This is a genomic window from Streptosporangium vulgare (assembly GCF_042428775.1).
GTDB lineage: Bacteria > Actinomycetota > Actinomycetes > Streptosporangiales > Streptosporangiaceae > Streptosporangium > Streptosporangium vulgare.
In genome coordinates this window covers 88,160-105,926 of the sequence record NZ_JBHMBS010000029.1, presented here as the reverse complement: position 1 = coordinate 105,926, position 17,767 = coordinate 88,160, and the positions used below count along the sequence as shown (strand labels likewise).

15 protein-coding genes, 1 pseudogene and 1 riboswitch are annotated in these 17,767 nt (G+C 70.1%); of the genes and pseudogenes, 7 read left to right on the top strand and 9 right to left on the bottom strand.

What is annotated here, in order from left to right:
* Nucleotides 1-133: 133 nt before the first annotated feature.
* Entirely contained in the window at nucleotides 134-685 is a 552-nt protein-coding gene (locus ACFFRH_RS36945) for a TetR/AcrR family transcriptional regulator (protein WP_344745913.1), read from the bottom strand.
* Nucleotides 686-783: 98 nt separating this feature from the next.
* On the opposite strand from ACFFRH_RS36945, the gene ACFFRH_RS36940 reads away from it, so the two are divergent.
* On the top strand, nucleotides 784-1,524 hold the full coding sequence (locus ACFFRH_RS36940; RefSeq protein WP_344745912.1) for an SDR family oxidoreductase: 741 nt from the start codon (nucleotides 784-786) through the stop codon (nucleotides 1,522-1,524).
* A 461-nt stretch (nucleotides 1,525-1,985) separates the two neighbouring features.
* Here the strand turns inward: ACFFRH_RS36940 and ACFFRH_RS36935 are convergent, their stop codons facing one another.
* Nucleotides 1,986-2,207, bottom strand: coding sequence for a putative dsRNA-binding protein (locus tag ACFFRH_RS36935; RefSeq protein ID WP_344745911.1), 222 nt, complete (start codon nucleotides 2,205-2,207; stop codon nucleotides 1,986-1,988).
* Between the two features lie 351 nt (nucleotides 2,208-2,558).
* On the opposite strand from ACFFRH_RS36935, the gene ACFFRH_RS36930 reads away from it, so the two are divergent.
* Both ACFFRH_RS36930 and ACFFRH_RS36925 read left to right on the top strand, forming a co-directional pair.
* The gene (locus tag ACFFRH_RS36930; RefSeq protein ID WP_344745910.1) at nucleotides 2,559-4,652 is read left to right on the top strand and encodes a cellulose binding domain-containing protein; all 2,094 of its coding nucleotides are present in this window, start codon (nucleotides 2,559-2,561) and stop codon (nucleotides 4,650-4,652) included.
* Between the two features lie 136 nt (nucleotides 4,653-4,788).
* On the top strand, nucleotides 4,789-6,501 hold the full coding sequence (locus ACFFRH_RS36925; protein ID WP_386162182.1) for an alpha/beta fold hydrolase: 1,713 nt from the start codon (nucleotides 4,789-4,791) through the stop codon (nucleotides 6,499-6,501).
* 156 nt (nucleotides 6,502-6,657) lie between these two features.
* Here the strand turns inward: ACFFRH_RS36925 and ACFFRH_RS36920 are convergent.
* Nucleotides 6,658-6,831, bottom strand: a pseudogene (locus ACFFRH_RS36920) (aldo/keto reductase); the annotation flags it as partial.
* A 294-nt stretch (nucleotides 6,832-7,125) separates the two neighbouring features.
* Nucleotides 7,126-7,851: a hypothetical protein gene (locus ACFFRH_RS36915; protein ID WP_386162181.1), complete on the bottom strand. Its 726-nt coding sequence runs from the start codon at nucleotides 7,849-7,851 to the stop codon at nucleotides 7,126-7,128.
* 105 nt (nucleotides 7,852-7,956) lie between these two features.
* Here ACFFRH_RS36915 and ACFFRH_RS36910 point away from each other — a divergent pair, with 105 nt between their 5' ends.
* On the top strand, nucleotides 7,957-8,298 hold the full coding sequence (locus ACFFRH_RS36910) for a NucA/NucB deoxyribonuclease domain-containing protein (protein WP_386162179.1): 342 nt from the start codon (nucleotides 7,957-7,959) through the stop codon (nucleotides 8,296-8,298).
* A gap of 68 nt (nucleotides 8,299-8,366) precedes the next feature.
* Nucleotides 8,367-8,996: a DUF6461 domain-containing protein gene (locus ACFFRH_RS36905; protein ID WP_386162177.1), complete on the top strand. Its 630-nt coding sequence runs from the start codon at nucleotides 8,367-8,369 to the stop codon at nucleotides 8,994-8,996.
* A 471-nt stretch (nucleotides 8,997-9,467) separates the two neighbouring features.
* On the opposite strand, the gene ACFFRH_RS36900 is transcribed toward ACFFRH_RS36905, so the two are convergent.
* From ACFFRH_RS36900 to ACFFRH_RS36885, 4 genes are all read right to left on the bottom strand, one after another.
* Nucleotides 9,468-9,881 carry a hypothetical protein gene (locus ACFFRH_RS36900; protein ID WP_386162175.1) on the bottom strand — a complete coding sequence of 138 codons (414 nt, stop codon included), beginning with the start codon at nucleotides 9,879-9,881 and terminating at the stop codon, nucleotides 9,468-9,470.
* Entirely contained in the window at nucleotides 9,875-10,381 is a 507-nt protein-coding gene (locus tag ACFFRH_RS36895) for a hypothetical protein (RefSeq protein WP_386162189.1), read from the bottom strand. The genes ACFFRH_RS36900 and ACFFRH_RS36895 overlap by 7 nt, the downstream gene beginning before the upstream one ends.
* A gap of 13 nt (nucleotides 10,382-10,394) precedes the next feature.
* Entirely contained in the window at nucleotides 10,395-10,565 is a 171-nt protein-coding gene (locus ACFFRH_RS36890) for a hypothetical protein (RefSeq protein WP_386162173.1), read from the bottom strand.
* Between the two features lie 69 nt (nucleotides 10,566-10,634).
* Complete coding sequence (locus ACFFRH_RS36885; RefSeq protein ID WP_386162171.1) at nucleotides 10,635-11,816, bottom strand: WD40 repeat domain-containing protein; 1,182 nt, start codon at nucleotides 11,814-11,816, stop codon at nucleotides 10,635-10,637.
* A 217-nt stretch (nucleotides 11,817-12,033) separates the two neighbouring features.
* Between ACFFRH_RS36885 and ACFFRH_RS36880 the strand changes: the two genes are divergently transcribed.
* Both ACFFRH_RS36880 and metH read left to right on the top strand, forming a co-directional pair.
* Nucleotides 12,034-12,726 carry a formylglycine-generating enzyme family protein gene (locus tag ACFFRH_RS36880; protein WP_386162169.1) on the top strand — a complete coding sequence of 231 codons (693 nt, stop codon included), beginning with the start codon at nucleotides 12,034-12,036 and terminating at the stop codon, nucleotides 12,724-12,726.
* Nucleotides 12,727-13,049: 323 nt separating this feature from the next.
* Nucleotides 13,050-13,125, top strand: a riboswitch (S-adenosyl-L-homocysteine riboswitch).
* A 14-nt stretch (nucleotides 13,126-13,139) separates the two neighbouring features.
* Nucleotides 13,140-16,820, top strand: coding sequence for a methionine synthase (metH, locus tag ACFFRH_RS36875; protein WP_446697430.1), 3,681 nt, complete (start codon nucleotides 13,140-13,142; stop codon nucleotides 16,818-16,820).
* A gap of 61 nt (nucleotides 16,821-16,881) precedes the next feature.
* On the opposite strand, the gene ACFFRH_RS36870 is transcribed toward metH, so the two are convergent.
* Nucleotides 16,882-17,646: an ATP-binding protein gene (locus tag ACFFRH_RS36870; protein WP_386162168.1), complete on the bottom strand. Its 765-nt coding sequence runs from the start codon at nucleotides 17,644-17,646 to the stop codon at nucleotides 16,882-16,884.
* Between the last annotated feature and the right edge of the window lie 121 nt (nucleotides 17,647-17,767).

The following is a 17,767-nucleotide window of genomic DNA, read 5'->3' as shown; positions in this document are numbered from 1 at the left end:
ATCAGCACCGTGGGCAAATCGAGGCCCTAGCCGCAGGGGCCCCGAATCGTTGCAGCTCAGACGCTACTCCGGTGGAAATTTCTTCATTGCTACTGGGCCCCCATGAGCATGACGGCCGACCGCGCCGACCGTTTCAGGTGTGACGGCGCAGGCCGTCGAGGATGACGCGCAGGAGGTGGTGGGCGCGGGCGTCCCACTCCGCGGGCTCCAGGCGGGTCAGGTAGCCGATGAGCAGGATGACGTCGCGGGCGTCCACATCGGGGCGGATGACGCCCTCGGCCTTGCCCGCGTCCAGGAGCCTGGTCAGTGTCTCGCCGATCGGGCCGAGGCTGTGCGCGGACAGGTCCTGCCACACCCCCACCTCGAGGGCCGCGAACACCTCGCGCTTGACCTTCGCGTACTCGGCCACCCGGTCCAGCCAGGCGGCCAGGGCGGGCAGCGGCGCGTGCTCGGCGAGCAGTCTCGGCGCGGCGGCCACGAGGTCGTCCACGTCGTTGCGGTAGACCTCGGCGAGCAGGGCCTCGCGGGTCGGGAAGTGGCGGTAGAGGGTGCCCTGGCCGACGCCCGCCCGCTTGGCGATCTCATTGAGCCTCACCTCGTCGGCGTTGGCGATGACCTCTCGTGCGGCCTGGAGGATCCGTGCGCGGTTCTCGGTGGCGTCGGCTCGGCGGCGGGGTGCGTTCATCGGTCCTCTGCATCGCGGGCTGGCTAAACGGACACGTGTCCGTTACGGTGGAAGCACCTAACCGGACACGTGTCCATTTTACTGTGGAGGGAATCCCCATGTCAGCCATTAACGGCAAGGTCGTGGCCATCACCGGGGCGAGCAGCGGGATCGGCGAGGCCACCGCGCGCCTGCTCGCCGAGCGGGGCGCCGCCGTCGTGCTCGGCGCCCGGCGGACGGAGCTGCTCGACGAGATCGCCCGCCAGATCCGCGACCGCGGCGGGCGCGCCGTCACCCACGCCGTGGACGTCACCGTCCGCGAGGACCTCGAACGGCTCGTCGGCCTGACCGTGACGGAGTTCGGGCGGCTCGACGTGCTGGTGGGCAACGCCGGCATCAGCAAGATCGGTCCCGTGGCCGACCTCGACGTGGCCGGCTGGTCGGCGATGATCGATGTCAACCTGCGCGGCGTGCTGCACGGCATCGCCGCCGCGCTGCCGGTGTTCCGCGCGCAGGGGCGGGGCCACCTCGTGACCACGGTGTCGACGGCCGGTCTGAAGATCACGCCCACGATGGCGGTCTACGCCGCGACCAAGAACGCCGTGCGCACCCTCCTGGAAGGGCTGCGGCAGGAGTCGACCGACGGCGTGCTGCGGACAACGGCGATCTCGCCGGGCTACGTACGTACGGAACTCGCCGACTCCATCGACAACCCCGAGGTCCGCGAGGAGATCCGCCGCAACATGGACCAGTACGCCATCGCGCCGGAAGCCGTCGCCCGCGCCGTCGCCTTCGCCATCGAACAGCCGCGTGACGTGGAGATCGGCGAGATCGTCATCCGCCCGGCGACCCAGAACTGAGCCGGTCACCCGCGTCCGGGACGACGCCCTCCGATACGCGCCCCGGCCAGACGCCGCGCAAGCCCGCCTCCCGCGCGCCCGCGCTGTCCGTGGGCGGGTTGCCGCCCATCATCCAGCCGCCCTCGTCCGGGCCGGGCCCGCACCACCGGGCCGCGATGACGAACGGCTCCGCCGCTTGCGCACCCTCTCGGCCCCAAGCGGCCAACTGCCTGGCCCCGCCCGCGCCGCGGTGCTCGTCCTTCTCGCCACCCCGAAGAGCACCACCCGGCTCGTGGCGCTGACCGGGCAGAGCCTGGGGGCGGCCGGCACCTGGAAGTGTTCCTCCACGCCCGCCTCGTGCGCCCCGGCCCGACCTAACCCAACACCCCTGCTCGGGGCGTCTACTCGGCCTTGATCGAATCGGGCTTCAGCGCCACATCCGACCAGAACACCTGAACCCGGCTCCACCGCCGCCGGCACCGTCATACCGCATCGAGGCGGCCCGGCAGCGCGGCCGCGGCCGCCGACCGGGCGGCTGCCTCACTGGCTCCGCTGCCCTGGCCGCGGACCAGGGTGTTCGTGGCGAGCAGGCGGGTGGCGGCGGTCGCGGTGAAGGCCGGGGCGTGCGACGGGCCGGTCGATTCCACCGTCCAGGTGACCGTCTCGATACGGCCCTGCTGGGTCAGCTCGTTCAACACGCTCACCGGATGACGCTGCCCCGCCCCCACCCCGCCCAACGACCCCGGTGACCCCGCCGGCGTCGGCGCGGCCGGGCGCATCAAACGACCAGTAAGACACCATCACAGCAGGAAAGCCCGCAGACACGATTGTTGCGCGCGGAAATGGCGTGCACGGCGTCGCCGGCACTGCCGGACCGCCCACCGGGGGAGCGCCATGAAAACACCATGAAAACGATCATGGGCAGCGATCCGCCTGACCAGGCCGACATGATCGGACCGGCGCTGCCGGCTTGACACGGCCCGCGCGCCAGGTGATCGTCAGGGCCCGGCCGCCCCCGGGTCGCTCGCGAACCGCCCTTCACCGCAGGGAGACCCATGCCCGTACGGAAGGCCCCCCTCGCCTTGCTGGCGGCGCTCGCCGTCGCCGTGGCGCCGACCTGGTCCGGAGGGACCGGCGCCGCCGCGGCCCGGCAGGCGCCGCCCCCGGCCGCCGCCCCGGACACCGTCACCGTGACGGTCGACACCCGCGCCGGGCTCGCCACCGTCCACCGGGCCGCCATCGGCGCCAACGCCGCGATCTGGGACTCGCGCATGAACGACCCCGAGGTGGCGGGGCTGTACCGCAGGGCCGGCGTCGCCGCCGTGCGGTACCCGGGCGGCTCCTACGGCGACCTATACCACTGGGAGACCCACACCGCTCCCGGCGGATACGTGGCGCCGAACACGGAGTTCGACCGGTTCATGGGCACGGTCAAGGCCGCCGGGGCGCAGGCGGTGCTCATCGCCAACTACGGCACCGGTACCCCGCGGGAGGCCGCCGCCTGGGTGCGGTACGCCAACGTGACCAAGAAGTACGGGGTGAAGTACTGGGAGATCGGCAACGAGCTGTACGGCAACGGCCACTACGGGGCCCAGTGGGAGGCCGACGACCACGCCGACAGGAGCCCCGCCGCCTACGCCCGCACCACCCTGGAGTTCGTGCGGGCGATGAAGGCCGCCGATCCGCACATCAAGATCGGCGCGGTGCTCACGCTCCCCGGCAGCTGGCCGGACGGTGTGGTCGCCGAGGGGGACGAGGCGAACTGGAATCACACCGTCATCCCAATCGTCGCCCCCGAGATCGACTTCTTCACCGTGCACTGGTATCCCGGCACGAGCGTCGTCACCCCGGGCGACGACGTCCCCGGCATGCTGGCCGCGCCACCGATGCTCGCCGAGATGCTCGCCCAGGTACGCGCCGACGTCGTCGCCCTGGCCGGGCGGGACGTGCCGCTCGCGCTCACCGAGACGGCCTCCAACATCGGCCGCAACGTCCACGCCGCGGCGCTGTTCGCCACCGACACCTACCTGACCGCGCTGGGGAACGGCGTGTTCACCGTGGACTGGTGGAACACCCATAACGCCGTCGAGAAGGTGGGGACGGTTGACGGCGAGCCCGACTTCCAGGACTTCGGCCTCCTCTCCAGCGGCCTGTGCGCGCCGCCCCCCGAGGGCGGGCCGGACGCGGAGGAGGTGTGCCAGCCGCCGGTCAACACGCCGTTCCCCGCCTACCACGGCATCGAGATCCTCGGTACGGCCGTCCGCCCCGGCGACGGGCTGGTGAAGGCGGCCAGTGACCGGCCCGAGGTGGCCGCGCACGCCGTGTGGCAGGCCGATGGCGACCTGGCCGTGGTGCTGGTCAATCGGGACCCCGGCACCGCCTACCCCGTGCGGATCCGCTACGGCGGTTTCGTTCCCGACGGCCGCATCCCGGTCACCCACGCCTTCACGCGGGGCGCGGGCGCGATCGTCCGGGCTGAGCAGGGCCGCCCGGACGCCCAGACGCTGCCGCCGTACTCGATCATGACGGTGACCCTGAAACCCGCGAAGGGCCCTCAGGCCGGGCCGCCCGCGCCGGGCCCGCTGACCGCGGCTGGGACCACCGTCAGCTGGCCCTCCTCCGGGCGGCGGGCGGACAGGTACGAGGTGTACCGGCAGGTGGGCGCGCAGGCCCGTCTTCTCGGCGTCACCCGCCGCACCTCACTGCCCCTGACCGGCCTCGCGCCCGGCGAGACCGTCACCGTCAACGTGCTGGCCCGCGACCACGCCGGCCGGACCTCCCGCCCCTCCGCACCGGTCACCTTCACCGTGCCCACCCCCGCCGACAGCGCCTGCGCCGTCCGCTACCGGGTGACACAGGGGTGGGGGCGCGGGTTCCGCGCCGAGGTCACCGTCACCAACCGTGCGGCCGCCGACCTCACCGGGTGGCGGCTGGCGTTCCGTTTCCCCGTGTCCGGCGAGCGGGTCGGCAGCGGGTGGGGCGGCACCTGGACGACCGGCTCCCAGGACGTGGAGTTCACCCCGGCCGCGGAGAACGCGATCATCCCGGCGGGCGGCTCGGTCACGACCGGCTTCGTCGGTGCCAACGAGGGCGCCTACCCCTCGCCCGCGGTCTTCCGGATCAACGGCACCATCTGCACCACCCAATAGCATCCCTGGTTTGTCGTCCAGCGCCCCGGCGCCGGGCCGGAGCAGGGCGACGGGACGGCGATGCCCGCGTCGCGGGCGCCGCCGCGGAAGGGCCCGACTGGCGGACGTGCACGCACGAAGGACGGAGAGTGACGACATGACGGACACCACGGGCGACTCCCTGGACGGCACTCGGCTGCCCCGGGTGACACGGCTCCCGGACCACGCGGCCCAGGCCCCCGCCTCGCGGGAACGGGGCGCCGCGGTCGTGGCCTCGGTGGCACACCGCCGCGGGCAGGGGAGCGCGGGCCGTGCTCCGGACGTGCCGCGCGACGGGGGAGGGGAGGGCACGAGCGCGGTCCCGGCCGGCCCGGCACGCGGGCGGGGCCGGTCCGGACGCCTCGTCCGTGCCGTGACGGCCGCCGCGCTCGCACTGGTCACCGCCGCAGCCCTGGCCGCCCCCGCGGTCGCCGCACCCGGTACCGCCACCGGAGGCAAAGGACTGCGGTGGGAGGCGTGCGCCGGGGTGAGCACGCCGGACCTGCGATGCGCACGGGTCACCGTCCCCCTCGACCACCGCCGCCCGCGCGGCCGCACCATCTCCGTCGTCATCTCCCGGCTGCCCGCCACCGACCCGGCGCGGCGCCGGGGCGTTTTGCTCACCACCGGCGGCGGGCCCGGCGGGCCGGGCGTCCCGCTGCCCGTGAGCCTCGCCCCGGCGCTGTCCGCCGAGGTCCGCGCCGGGTATGACCTGGTCGGGTTTGACATGAGATTCGTCGAGCGCAGCACGCCCATCGGCTGCGGGCAGCCCGAGGAGGAACCCAGCGGGTTCTGGGTACGCCCCGCGCCCCCCGGACGCTTCCCCGCCGAAGCCGCCGAGGCCCGGCGGTACGCCGAAGACTGCGTACGGGCCTCCGGCTGGGCCCTGCCGCACGCCACCACCGCGAACGCCGCCCGCGACATGGACCTCATCCGCGTGGCCCTCGGCGAGGAGAAGATCTCCTATCTGGGCGGCTCGTACGCGGGACTGCTCGGCACCGTCTACGGCACGCTGTTCCCGCACCGCGTGGACCGGTTCGTACTGGACAGCCCGGTGAACGCCGACACGATCTGGCGACCCTACGAGATGGGCCGCACCCCTGCGTTCGAGGAGGGAACGGTGGCCCTCGCCGCCTGGGTCGCCGGGCGGCACTCCGAATACGGTCTGGGGGAGACCACCGCACAGGTGCACGCCACGCTCACCGGGATCCTCGACCGGGCCACCCGAGCGCCCATCGTCATCGGCGGTCACGCCTGGACCGTCGGCGAGCTGGGTGCCCTGCTGGTGGCCGGGATCTACGACGAGCGCGCCTTCGGCGTCGTCGCCGCGGCCTTCGCCGCCGTCGCGGCCGGACGGGAGCCGTCCCTGCCATTCCCCATCCGCCCTCCGCGGCCCGAGGGCGTGCCCGGCGTGCCCGCCGACCACTACACCGCCACCAACATCGCCTACCGCTGCGCCGACGCCCCCTGGCCGCGGGACCCGCGCGTCTACCTGCGCGACATCGCCTCCCAGCGGGACCGCCACCCGCTGTTCGGCCCGGTCAACGCCAACATCAACCCCTGCGCGTTCTGGCCGCCCGCCAAGGACGAACCGGTGCGGCTCGACGGCAACCGCGCGCCGGCCGCCCTGGTCGTCGCGGCCCTGCGGGACGTGGCGGTGCCGCCGTCCGTGAGCAGGGCCGTGGCCGCGCGCATCCGCGGGTCACGCCTGGTCACGATCGATGCCCACACCCACGCCCCGTTCCCGCACTACGGGAACGCCTGCCTCAACGCCACGGTCACCCACTACCTCATCACCGGTGAACTGCCGGCCACAGACACCGCCTGCTGACCCCGCCGCCCAGCGCGCCCATTTTTCATCCGTCCGACGGCGGCCGCTTCCGCCGCTCGCCCACGGCGGGGACCGCACCGGGCGTCGCCGGGCGTCGCCGGCCGGGACCGGCCCCAGGGCCGCGGCCCTGACCGGCCGTCAGGGCGCACGGGCCGGCCTCGCGGCCGCGGCCCGCGAGTCGGCGGGGACGCCCACGCGGTACTTGCCGGTGAGCACGCCCCGCCCGAACGGCGACCACGCCAGCACCCCCGCGCCGACGTGGTCGGCCGCCGCCAGCAGCTCGCGCTCGGCGTCCCTGGCGAGCAGGGAGTACTCCACCTGGACCGACAGCTCAACACCCAGGCGATCATCTCTACCGGTAGGGGCGTGCAGTAACCCAAACCCGGCCACCGACTTCACCGCCTCACTGACCGGCCTGGCCCGCCATCTCGATTAGCTTGTGACCATCAGTGGCACTGCGCGGTGCGCGCCGCCCTCGACGACCACCAGCTCACCAACGTCCAATGAGTCGCCATCGCCGTCGACATCATCGACGCCATGGGATCGCGCCGTACGGCAACGACCAGGCGTGCCGGTGGATCGCCATCCGGCACGCCGCCGACTACATCCACCTCATTGCGACCCTCACCCGCCCAGGCTGCCGAGCGCGGCCGCAGTCATCCCACCGCGAAGCACCGACGCCGTCTTACCCAACGCGGCCAGGATCTCCCGCCGCGCCTCGGGGGACGGCTGTCCCCGCCGGCCGGGCTCAAGACGGGACAGGATCATGGTCAGCTGCTCGAACAGCACCTCGGTCGGGGGAGCGGGTCCGGCGCGGTCGGCCAGCCAGCCCACCACCGCGATCGGCATCACCGCCACCAGGAGCGTCACGGTGAATGTGCCGATGCCCTGGATCGCGGGCATCCACGATTCCTGCTTCAGATCCGCCACCCACGCCGGGCCGTCGGCGTACCGGACATGCAGCGCCGCGGGGAAGCATCCGACGGCGACCGCGGTGATCGGAGCGTCGGTGAGACCGCCGAGGACCCGGCCGTTCTCGCGTCTTTTCTCGCCCCGCATCACGACCGGGACGAACAGCCCGGTCGCGACGACGGCCCTGACGAAGTCCCACCAGCCGGTCCAGAACAGCCCGATCAAGACAGCGAGGCCACCGACGAACGTCACCGAGAACCACACCAATGCCACCTGGCCATCGATGTTCTCCCGACGCAGCGAACGCTGCGCGGCATGGACCGCCACCATCCGGTACTGGCTCCGCAACCACGCTGTCTCCATGGACGGGTCCAGCCCCCGCGCGAACAGCGGCCACATGCCGTCCAGGCGCTTGGCCTTGGCGAACACCACCGCCATACGGTCGGGGTCCGGCTCGGCGGCACGCCCGGCTGGCCGCTCTTCTCCTAACAGCCACATCACGGTCCATGGCCAGCAGTACACCAACCCGCCTCGCTATGGCTGGTGCGCGGCACAGATCCGCCGGGCACAAAGAAGGCGGACACCTTGACATACAAAAACCGAAAGGCCATCGGCCCGGCATGCCGCGCCGAGCAGGCGAGGCTGAAGACCGATGGCAAGTGGCCGCCCAACGTGATCGTGAACGGGAAGTCGGTTCCCAAACTGCAGTGTGACGAGTATCCGTTCGCGTCAACCAAAACCGGGGCGCACGCCTCGAAGGGGCACTTCTCCATCCGTTACGTAGACAAGGACAAGAATCACCTTCACGGCCAGTATCTGGCCGCGTTCTACTCCAGATACCGGGTCGGCAATGACAACAGGTTCTGGGTGAGAATCAGCAACTAGCCCATGCCGGTGCGCGGGAGCCACCGCTCCCGCGCACCGGCTTTCGTACGTGGAGAAGGAGAGCGGAATTGGACACCGACAAGGATCTCTGGGAACTCCTCGTCGCTCACGGCATCGACTATGACACGCCGTTCCGGAGCATCTGGGTGGAAGGCTTGGACGTCGAAGAGGTGGCACGGAGGCTGGGCGCCGATCCGAGCAGTGCCCGGGCCTGCGGCTGGCGGGAAATCGTCACCGGCAGCTACACGGAACACGGCGACGGCGTCCTCTGGACCGGCCCGCAAGCACCGGGCTGGGTCCAGGTGATCCAACTCGATGGGAACGACGCATGGCGATGGCGGTCTTGGGCCGAGCTGACCCGGGACGGCGGGCGACTGCTCTACCTCGGCTGGCCCCTGTACGAACTGGAGGGGGTCGAAGACCTTGAATACGTGGTCGACGGCGAGGTTGTGACGACCTTGGTGGTCGGGGATCCGGAGGAACGGGACGGCACTGATCCGGATGCATTGGACGGCTACCTAGACGGGCTGGCCTTCGAAGGCGACACGGCCGCGGCCGAGGTGACCTCCGCCCTACGCCTCATCGGCCGCGTCACAGGAAGGGAACTCGACGAGGCGTGGCTGAATGGCCCGCACACCAGATACGTCATTCCCACGTCCGCTCGAGAGAAAAGCGAAGCCCGCGACCACGATGTCTGAGTGCGTCACTGAGCAGGTACGTCCCTGGATAAGTCGTCTTATCCAGGGAGTGTGGGGAGGATCTCCCCGGATAAGAAAGAGAGGAGTACGGGGGCGAGCGCCGACACAATGATCAACAACGGAGGCAGAACACCATGACCGCTTGCCGTCGCCAAGCCGTCGCCTGCCACGACTGACTGCTCAGACGATCGCTCAGTTGCGTTCGGCGCGCGCCGTGTCCCGGATTGTGCCCTGGGAACTATCTCCACAGGCCCGGGGCCGATCCGCAAATGATCTTGAAAGGAGGACCGCTCCGAGGGCTATCCCCGTATGTACGGGGTCAATCCGGACTGCTCGGGTCCTCATCAAGGGGACTGAGGGCCATCCCCTTTGGGGGTGGTCCTCAATGCATGCCGCCATGTGTCTGGCTTGATTTCTCCATCCGAAAGGGGCGCAGAAAAAGCTTCGACCTTGCGCGACGGCAACAATCCGCTAGTTTTCTTCAGGGGGATCTTGAGATACTGAAACCGTCATTATTGCCGCAACTGCACTAATCGTTGCTGGTCCGATAATGCGTACCCAGTAAAGTTCCGGCAGCCCGTCGAATCTAGTAACCAATCCTTCGGCCCCATCAGGCCAAGATTGACTGGTCTTCGGCAGGCATAACACCGACACTTCATCAACGAACACGCTTACCAGGTCGTCACCTTTACTGATCTTGAAGTATCGAACATCTTCAAGGAGTACTGTTACTACTCCCCATTTTTGGGTCTGAATCAGCTTGAAGTCGAGGTAATCACGCTCTCCGATGGCGCTGAATGTCACCGCATCAATGTAGGACCCTTCGCAGCTTGCGAAAATCTTCTGAAAATTCTCGCAAGCCGCCTCGGCTTTGCTCGCTAACACTTAAAATTCTCCCCAGTGTTGTGCGACAAAGTTCTGTTGCCATTTTTGTCGTTCGGCCCATTGTCTATTACAGTTGACCGACTTTTGTGCCCATCCGCCAGTCGGACCGAAACCTTACTTCCATGCCCATCAGGACTCTTGTGGGTGGCGTAAGCGCCGATTTCGGAAATTGAATGTAGCTCGAAGCCGTACCTCGATAGTACCGCGTCTGCTTGGGGCTGGGTCATGCCCGTCAGGTCGGGCAACCGACTTACTGCTGGGTCTGGGGAAGCGTTGTGAACGAGGGCGTCAGCGTCTCCGACAGCCACGTGATAGGTGTGCGGGCTTTCGGCCGAAATGTTGTGGAGGCGTTGGCGAAGAGTAATCAGTTGGATTGTGGCGGAAACCTGAACATAAGTTCCTGTCGAGGTTTGGAGCCGCATGCCTGACTGTAGTTGCCGCGCCGGGATCCATGCACGAAGTTTCTCAATCCAGAAAGGATGATTGTCGGTGGCAGTAATGACATCTGCAGCATCACCATTCTGCCGTCAGTGTCAACTGTAATGCGGACGAGGGTTTAAGGCCCTTGCTGTTCAGCGGGGTCATGGCCATACGAGGCTCGGTCTTGCCGGTTGCGGGATCAGTGGCGACCGCCTTATCGCTGGCCTTGATCTTTTCGATCGCTTTACGAGTACCGTCGGCCATGAGGACCTTAGTCCCAGGTACGAAACTGCTTTTACAACTCTTCGGCCGGGCAACCGCTTTGGCCGCTGGTCACCACGCCACTCGCGGTGAGTCGCCCTTACCCGGACGCTCGTCGACCGTGATCGGCACCGAGGTGATCGTGCCGTCGGCGAGAGCGGCCCGGTAGGCGTGCCACCTGTGCACGTACAGCAGGTGCTCGCCGGTCCCGTCGACGCTGAAGCGCAGGCTCAGCGAGGCGTCGGGCGGCAACTCCGGCCGGGCCAGGACCTGCGCGGGCCCGCCCGACAGGGGAACGCGTTCGACCGTGTGCCCAGAGGCGTAGATCAGCGCGCTGCCGTCAGGGGTGTGGGCGACCGACTCGAACGGCAGGGCGCCCGTGGCGTCCTTGATGATCCGGGACGTGGCGCCGTCCAGGTCGACATCCGGGCGGGAGAGGTCGAGCAAGGCGATGGCCCGGCCTCTCAGCACGTAGGCGAGCGAGCGGCCGTCCGGAGCCCAGGACAGGCCGCTCACCGTCGAGTGCGTCGACGTCTTCCAGTCCCGGCGCCGGCCGGTGGCGACGTCGAGCACGGAGATCTTGGCGCCGTCTCCGATGAGCGGCGTGGCATAGGCCAGCCGGGTGCCGTCGGCGCTGAGGGCGAGGTCATGGACGAGCGTCAGGTCGTCAGGGTCGGTCTGCGTGACGGCCACCGGTTTCCCCGGCCGCCCGTCCTCACCGAGGCGTACCACGAAGAAGCGAATGCGGGGGTTCGTCGACTCGGTCCAGCCGGCGATGGCGAACATGCGGTTGTCCGGGGCGGCGGCCACGAGGTGCCAGGAACTTTCGATGCCGGGCGGCAGCGGGATGTTCGCGATGAGCGCCCCGGTCTCGGCGTTGTGCACGGCGGGCGGCACCGGGGTGAGGACAGCGGTCTTGGACTTGCCGGGGAAGCGGGCGAGCGGAGTGCGCGCGGAGACGAAGAACCGCGGCGGGCCCGTCGCGGCCAGGGGTGCTCCGGTCGCCATGGGCTCGGCCAAGGAGGTCGCCATCGGGAACGGGTGCTTTGGACCCGAGGACGAGATGGGCGAGGGCGGCGGGACCGCCGTGAGCGACCGCGCCGGCGGGGACGCCGGAGGCTGGGACACGCTGACAGGCGACCCCCGCTCGGCGGCCGGATCGGTGCATCCGGCGGCCAGGACGGCCAGGACGGCCAGGACGGCCAGGACGGCCAGGACCAAGCCCGCTGGCGCGGCGGACGTACGGGGCGACATGCAAAGATCATCGTATGGAACGACCTTCTTGACCAGCACGGGACATGATCGGTTGAGAACCGTGAACGAAGTGGTCAGGCGGGCGGCCGGCGATCGGACGAGGCCGGTTACGGTGCGACGGTCGCCGACCGGCTGGATTGGTCCAGCCCCCGGCGCTCGCGGCGGGCCGTCCTGGCACGTCGTCGGTGTGTAGTGATCATGTAGGGTGAGGCCCGCGATGAGCTCAGAACCGACGCCGCTCCGGGTGGCCGCCGAAAACATGGTCGCGATCCCCGCCGGGTCGATCTTCCTGCGGGACGAGGGCACGAAGGCGGTCTGGAAGGCGGAGGTCGCGGCCTTCCGGCTGGCGTCGCATCCGGTGACGCGCGAGCTCTACCGCGAGGTTCTGGGCGAGGCGCCCGAGAGCGCGGCGGGGCCGCGGACGCCGGTGACCGAGGTCTCCTGGATGGACGCCGTCCGGTTCTGCAACCTGCTCTCGCGGGCGGCGGGGCTCGATCCCTGCTACTCGGCGGGAACCGACCCCGACGGGCTGGACGTGGTCTGCGAGCCGGGGTCCGGTGGCTATCGTCTCCCGTCCGAGGCGGAGTGGGAGTACGCCTGCAGGGCCGGGACCTCCGGCGTCCGCTACGGGGAGCTGGACGAGATCGCCTGGCACCGGGGAAACTCCGGCGGCGAGGTGCGCGACGTCGCGACCAGGGCGCCGAACGCGTGGGGGCTCCACGACATGATCGGCAACGTGTGGGAGTGGTGCTGGGACGTCTACGACCCGGAGGTCTACGGCCCGTACCGCGTGTTCCGAGGGGGAAGCTGGTGCGATCTGCCCCGGGGGTGCCGGGCCTCGTGCCGTCGTAAGAGCCATCCCACCTTCCGCGTCGACGACCTGGGGTTCCGGCTCGCCCGGTCACTGTGAGCGGGGCTCGACGGCTTGGAGTTCGGGCTCGCCCGGTCGTTGTGAGCGGGGCTCGGCTACCTGGGGTTCCGGCTCGCCCGGTCGTTGTGAGCGGGGCCGCCGGGACCGGCCGGCCGGTGGGTTCCCGCCCCGAACGGGGTTCGCGCCGCCGTGAGGACGACGACCCGCGGACGGGAAGGCGGCGATCGTCGCGCGAGGGCGTCTCGTGCCGGTATGTCTCATGACGGTATTCGGTACGTCTCGTGACGGTATATGGACGTGATCTTTCCAAATTGTGGACCGTTGTTTGGCGTCTTGTCCCAACCCTCGGTATTCTCGATCACAAGGCCGAGAGGCGCTGCAACGGGCTCACGCCCGCCACGCTCGGCCTTGATCTTCCGGCAAGGGCGCCTCCCACGACGGGAGGCTGACCGGTGAACGGATCTTCGAAGCACGACGAGCACGGCCACGACCTCGTATCCGGTGTATCCGGTGGCGCGCCGGGAGCCGAGGACCGCGTGCGATCCCTGCGGGAGCTGCTGGGGCAGCGGATCCTGGTGCTCGACGGAGCCTGGGGCACGATGCTGCAGGGAGCCTCGCTCACCCCGGCCGACTACCGCGGCGACCGGTTCCTCGACCACCCGCGCGACGTGACCGGCGACCCCGACCTGCTGAACCTGACGCGCCCCGACGTCATCCTGGACATCCACCGGCAGTACCTCGCGGCCGGCGCGGACATCACCACCACCAACACCTTCACCGCCACGAGCATCGGCCAGGCCGACTACGGGCTGGAGTCGCTGGTGCGGGAGATGAACGTGCGGGGCGCCCAGCTGGCACGCCAGGCCGCCGACGAGGCGGGCGGGCGTTTCGTCGCCGGTTCGATCGGCCCGCTGAACGTCACGCTGTCGCTGTCCCCGCGCGTCGAGGACCCCGCCTACCGGGCGGTGTCGTTCGACGAGGTCCGTGCCGCGTACGCCGAGCAGATCAGCGCGCTGGCCGAGGGCGGGGTCGACCTGCTGCTGATCGAGACGATCTTCGACACGCTCAACGCGAAGGCCGCGATCGCCGCCGCGCGCGAGGTCGCCCCGCACCTGCCGCTGTGGATCTCGGTGACGATCGTCGACCTGAGCGGTCGCACGCTGTCGGGACAGACCGTCGAGGCGTTCTGGAGCGCGATCCGGCACGCCGAGCCGCTCGTGGTCGGCGTCAACTGCTCGCTGGGCGCCGAGGAGATGCGCCCGCACGTCGCCGAGCTGGCGCGCCTCGCCGGCACCTACACGGCCTGCCACCCCAACGCCGGCCTGCCCAACGCGTTCGGCGGCTACGACCAGACCCCCGAGGAGACGGCGGCGCTGCTCGACGAGTTCGCCAGGTCGGGGATGGTCAACATCGTCGGCGGGTGCTGCGGGACCTCGCCGGGGCACATCGAGCGGATCGCGGCCGCGGTGTCCGGCCTGCCGCCCCGCCAGGTCGCGGAACCGTCGGCCCGCACCCGCTTCAGCGGCCTGGAGCCCTTCGAGATCGGTCCGGACACCGGCTTCGTCATGATCGGCGAGCGCACCAACGTCACCGGCTCGGCGCGCTTCCGCCGCCTGATCGAGGGCGGCGACCACCAGGCGGCCGTCGACGTCGCGCTGGAGCAGGTACGCGGCGGCGCCAACCTGCTCGACGTCAACATGGACGCCGACCTGCTCGACAGCGTGCAGGCCATGACCACCTTCCTGAACCTGATCGCGACCGAGCCCGAGGTCGCCCGCATCCCAGTCATGATCGACAGCTCGCGGTGGAGCGTGCTGGAGGCCGGGCTCAAGTGCGTGCAGGGCAAGGGCGTCGTCAACTCGATCAGCCTCAAGGAGGGCGAGGACGCCTTCCTGGAGCAGGCCCGGATCATCCGCGACTACGGCGCGGGCGTGGTGGTGATGGCCTTCGACGAGAAGGGGCAGGCCGACACCGTCGAGCGCAAGGTGTCGATCTGCGCCCGCGCGTACGACCTGCTGACCCAGCGGGCCGGGTTCGCGCCCGAGGACATCGTGTTCGACCCCAACGTGCTCGCGGTCGCCACCGGCATCAGCGAGCACAACGGCTACGCCAAGGCGTTCATCGAGGCGCTGCCGCTGATCAAGGAGCGCTGTCCGGGGGCGCTGACCAGCGGCGGCATCTCCAACCTGTCGTTCTCCTTCCGCGGCAACGACGTCGTGCGCGAGGCGATGCACTCGGCGTTCCTGCTGCACGCGGTGCGCGCCGGGCTGGACATGGGCATCGTCAACGCCGGGCAGCTCGCGGTCTACCAGGACATCCCCGCCGACCTGCTGGAACTCGTCGAGGACGTGATCTTCGACCGGCGTGACGACGCCACCGACCGGCTCGTCACCTTCGCCGAGACGGTGAGCGGCTCCGGCACGCGCCGCGTCGTGGACCTGGCCTGGCGCGACGCCCCGGTGGAGGAGCGCCTGTCGTACGCCCTCGTGCACGGCATCGTCGACTTCATCGAGGCCGACACCGAGGAGGCCCGGCAGCAGAAGGCACGCCCCCTGGAGGTGATCGAGGGGCCGCTCATGGACGGGATGAAGGTCGTGGGCGACCTGTTCGGGTCGGGGAAGATGTTCCTGCCGCAGGTGGTCAAGAGCGCGCGGGTGATGAAGCGCTCGGTCGCCTACCTGGAGCCCTACATGGAGGCGGAGAAGGAGCAGGCGCGGCTGGAGGGGCGCATCGACACCGGCCGCGGCCAGGGCAAGGTGGTGCTCGCCACCGTCAAGGGCGACGTGCACGACATCGGCAAGAACATCGTGGGCGTCGTCCTCGGCTGCAACAACTACGAGGTCGTCGACCTCGGGGTGATGGTCCCCGCCTCGGTCATCCTGGACACCGCGATCGCCGAGGGCGCCGACGTCATCGGGCTCTCCGGGCTGATCACCCCGTCGCTGGACGAGATGGTCACCGTCGCCGCGGAGATGCAGCGCCGCGGGCTGAAGCTGCCCCTGCTGGTCGGCGGCGCCACCACGTCGCGCCAGCACACCGCGGTCCGCATCGCCCCCGCCTACGACAACCCCACGGTCCACGTGCTCGACGCCTCCCGCGTCGTCGGCGTCGTCTCCGACCTGCTGGACACCGACCGGGCCCAGACGCTGGAGACGAGCAACCGCGCCGACCAGGAGCGCCTGCGCGAGCAGTACGCGAACAAGCAGCGCACCCCGCTGCTCACCGTCGACCAGGCCCGCGCCAACCCCGAGCGGGTCTCCTTCGAGGACCTGCCGGTCCCCGACTTCACCGGCGTCCGCCTCGTGGAGCCGGACCTGGAGACCCTCCGGGCGATGATCGACTGGCAGTTCCTCTTCCTGGCCTGGGAGCTGAAGGGCAAGTATCCGGCCATCCTCGACCAGCCGGTGGCCCGCGAGCTCTTCGACGACGCCAACACCATGCTCGACCAGATCATCGCCGAGGGGAGCTTCCAGGCCAGGGGCGCCTACGCGTACTGGCCGGCCCACTCCGAGGGCGACGACATCGTGCTTGAGGACGGTCCTCGGCTGCCGATGCTGCGCCAGCAGACGGCCAAGCCCGACGGCCGGCCCAACCGGTGCCTGGCGGACTACATCGCCCCTGCCGGGGATCACCTGGGCGGGTTCGCCGTGGCCGTGCACGGCGCCGAGGAGCTCGCGGCCCGCTACGAGGCCCAGAACGACGACTACCGTTCGATCATGGTGAAGGCCCTCGCCGACCGCCTGGCCGAGGCGTTCGCCGAGCACATCCACCTGGAGGCGCGGCGCGGCTGGTTCGAGCCGGACGCCGACCCCCTCATCGAGGACCTGCACGCCGAGCGCTTCCGCGGCATCCGCCCCGCGCTCGGCTACCCCGCGAGCCCCGACCACAGCGAGAAGCGGGAGCTGTTCGAGCTGCTCGGCTCCGACAAGCTCGGGATGGGCCTGACCGAGTCCTTCGCGATGACCCCGGCCGCGAGCGTGAGCGGGCTGATCTTCGCCCACGAGTCGTCGCGCTACTTCACCGTGGGGCGCCTCGGCCGCGACCAGGTCGAGGACTACGCCAAGCGCCGGGGCATGGACCTCGCCGAGGTCGAACGCTGGCTGCGCCCCAACCTCGCCTACGACCCGAGCTGATCCTTCGGCGGTACGGGGCCGCCTCCCGCTGGCGGCTCCGTACCGGCGGGAGGCCGAAGCCTCATCCCGATGACAGGGGTGAGAGGACCAGGCGGCCGCCCGAGCGGGTGGGCAGGGCGAAGGCGACGGCCTTGCTCGGGGCGGCGGCCAGGGTGGTGACCGGGTAGGTCTGGCAGTGGCCACCCGAGAGCCGGTGGGCCAGGAGCAGGCCGCGGCCGTTCTCGGCGAGCAGGGGCAGGCCGATCTCCGTCACCGAGCGCAGCAGGTCGAGGATGAGGCGGACCTCGTGGGTGCCGGGGTCGCCGTCGACGACCTCGCACCAGGTGGGGACGCCGTCCAGGTGAAAGACGCGCAGCTCGTACGGAGGACAGGCGTGTTTCTCGGCGTTGGCGGCGAGTTCGGCGACGACTAGTTCGGCGCTGTCGACGTCGTCGTCGGGCAGCCCCTCCTGCTGCAGGATCTCACGGATGATGGCACGAGCCCGGCGTGAGGCGGAGCCGGGCCGCAGGACCTTAACCAGTGCGCGGATGTCACTGCGCCCCGCGGTATCGCCGCTTTGTCTCTTCGTCGCCTCGCTGTCCAGCCAGGTTGCGCTGCTGTGTAGCCCGGCCGCGCTGTTCTCCTGGCTCGTTGTGCCACCGGCCTCGTCCGGGGTCCGGGCATCCTGGCGTGGTGTCGTGATGTTCCAGATCGTTGTTTCGATGCTGTGGATCGGGGCGGTGGCTCCAGGCAGGGTGAAGGGTCTCCAGTCGTGATCAGGCAGGGGAACCGGGCTTTCCGCGGGGTGGTGTGGGGCTCCCGGGGGGATACCGTCGGCTGGTGGCATGAGCACGCTCCGTTCGCTGTGAGGCTGTGCTCAGCAGGAAACGCCGACGCGGCGAAGTGGGGAACGTCAACGCTGCTCATTGGCCGTTGATCGGCCGCGTTGCTTTCCGTAGCTGTACGTT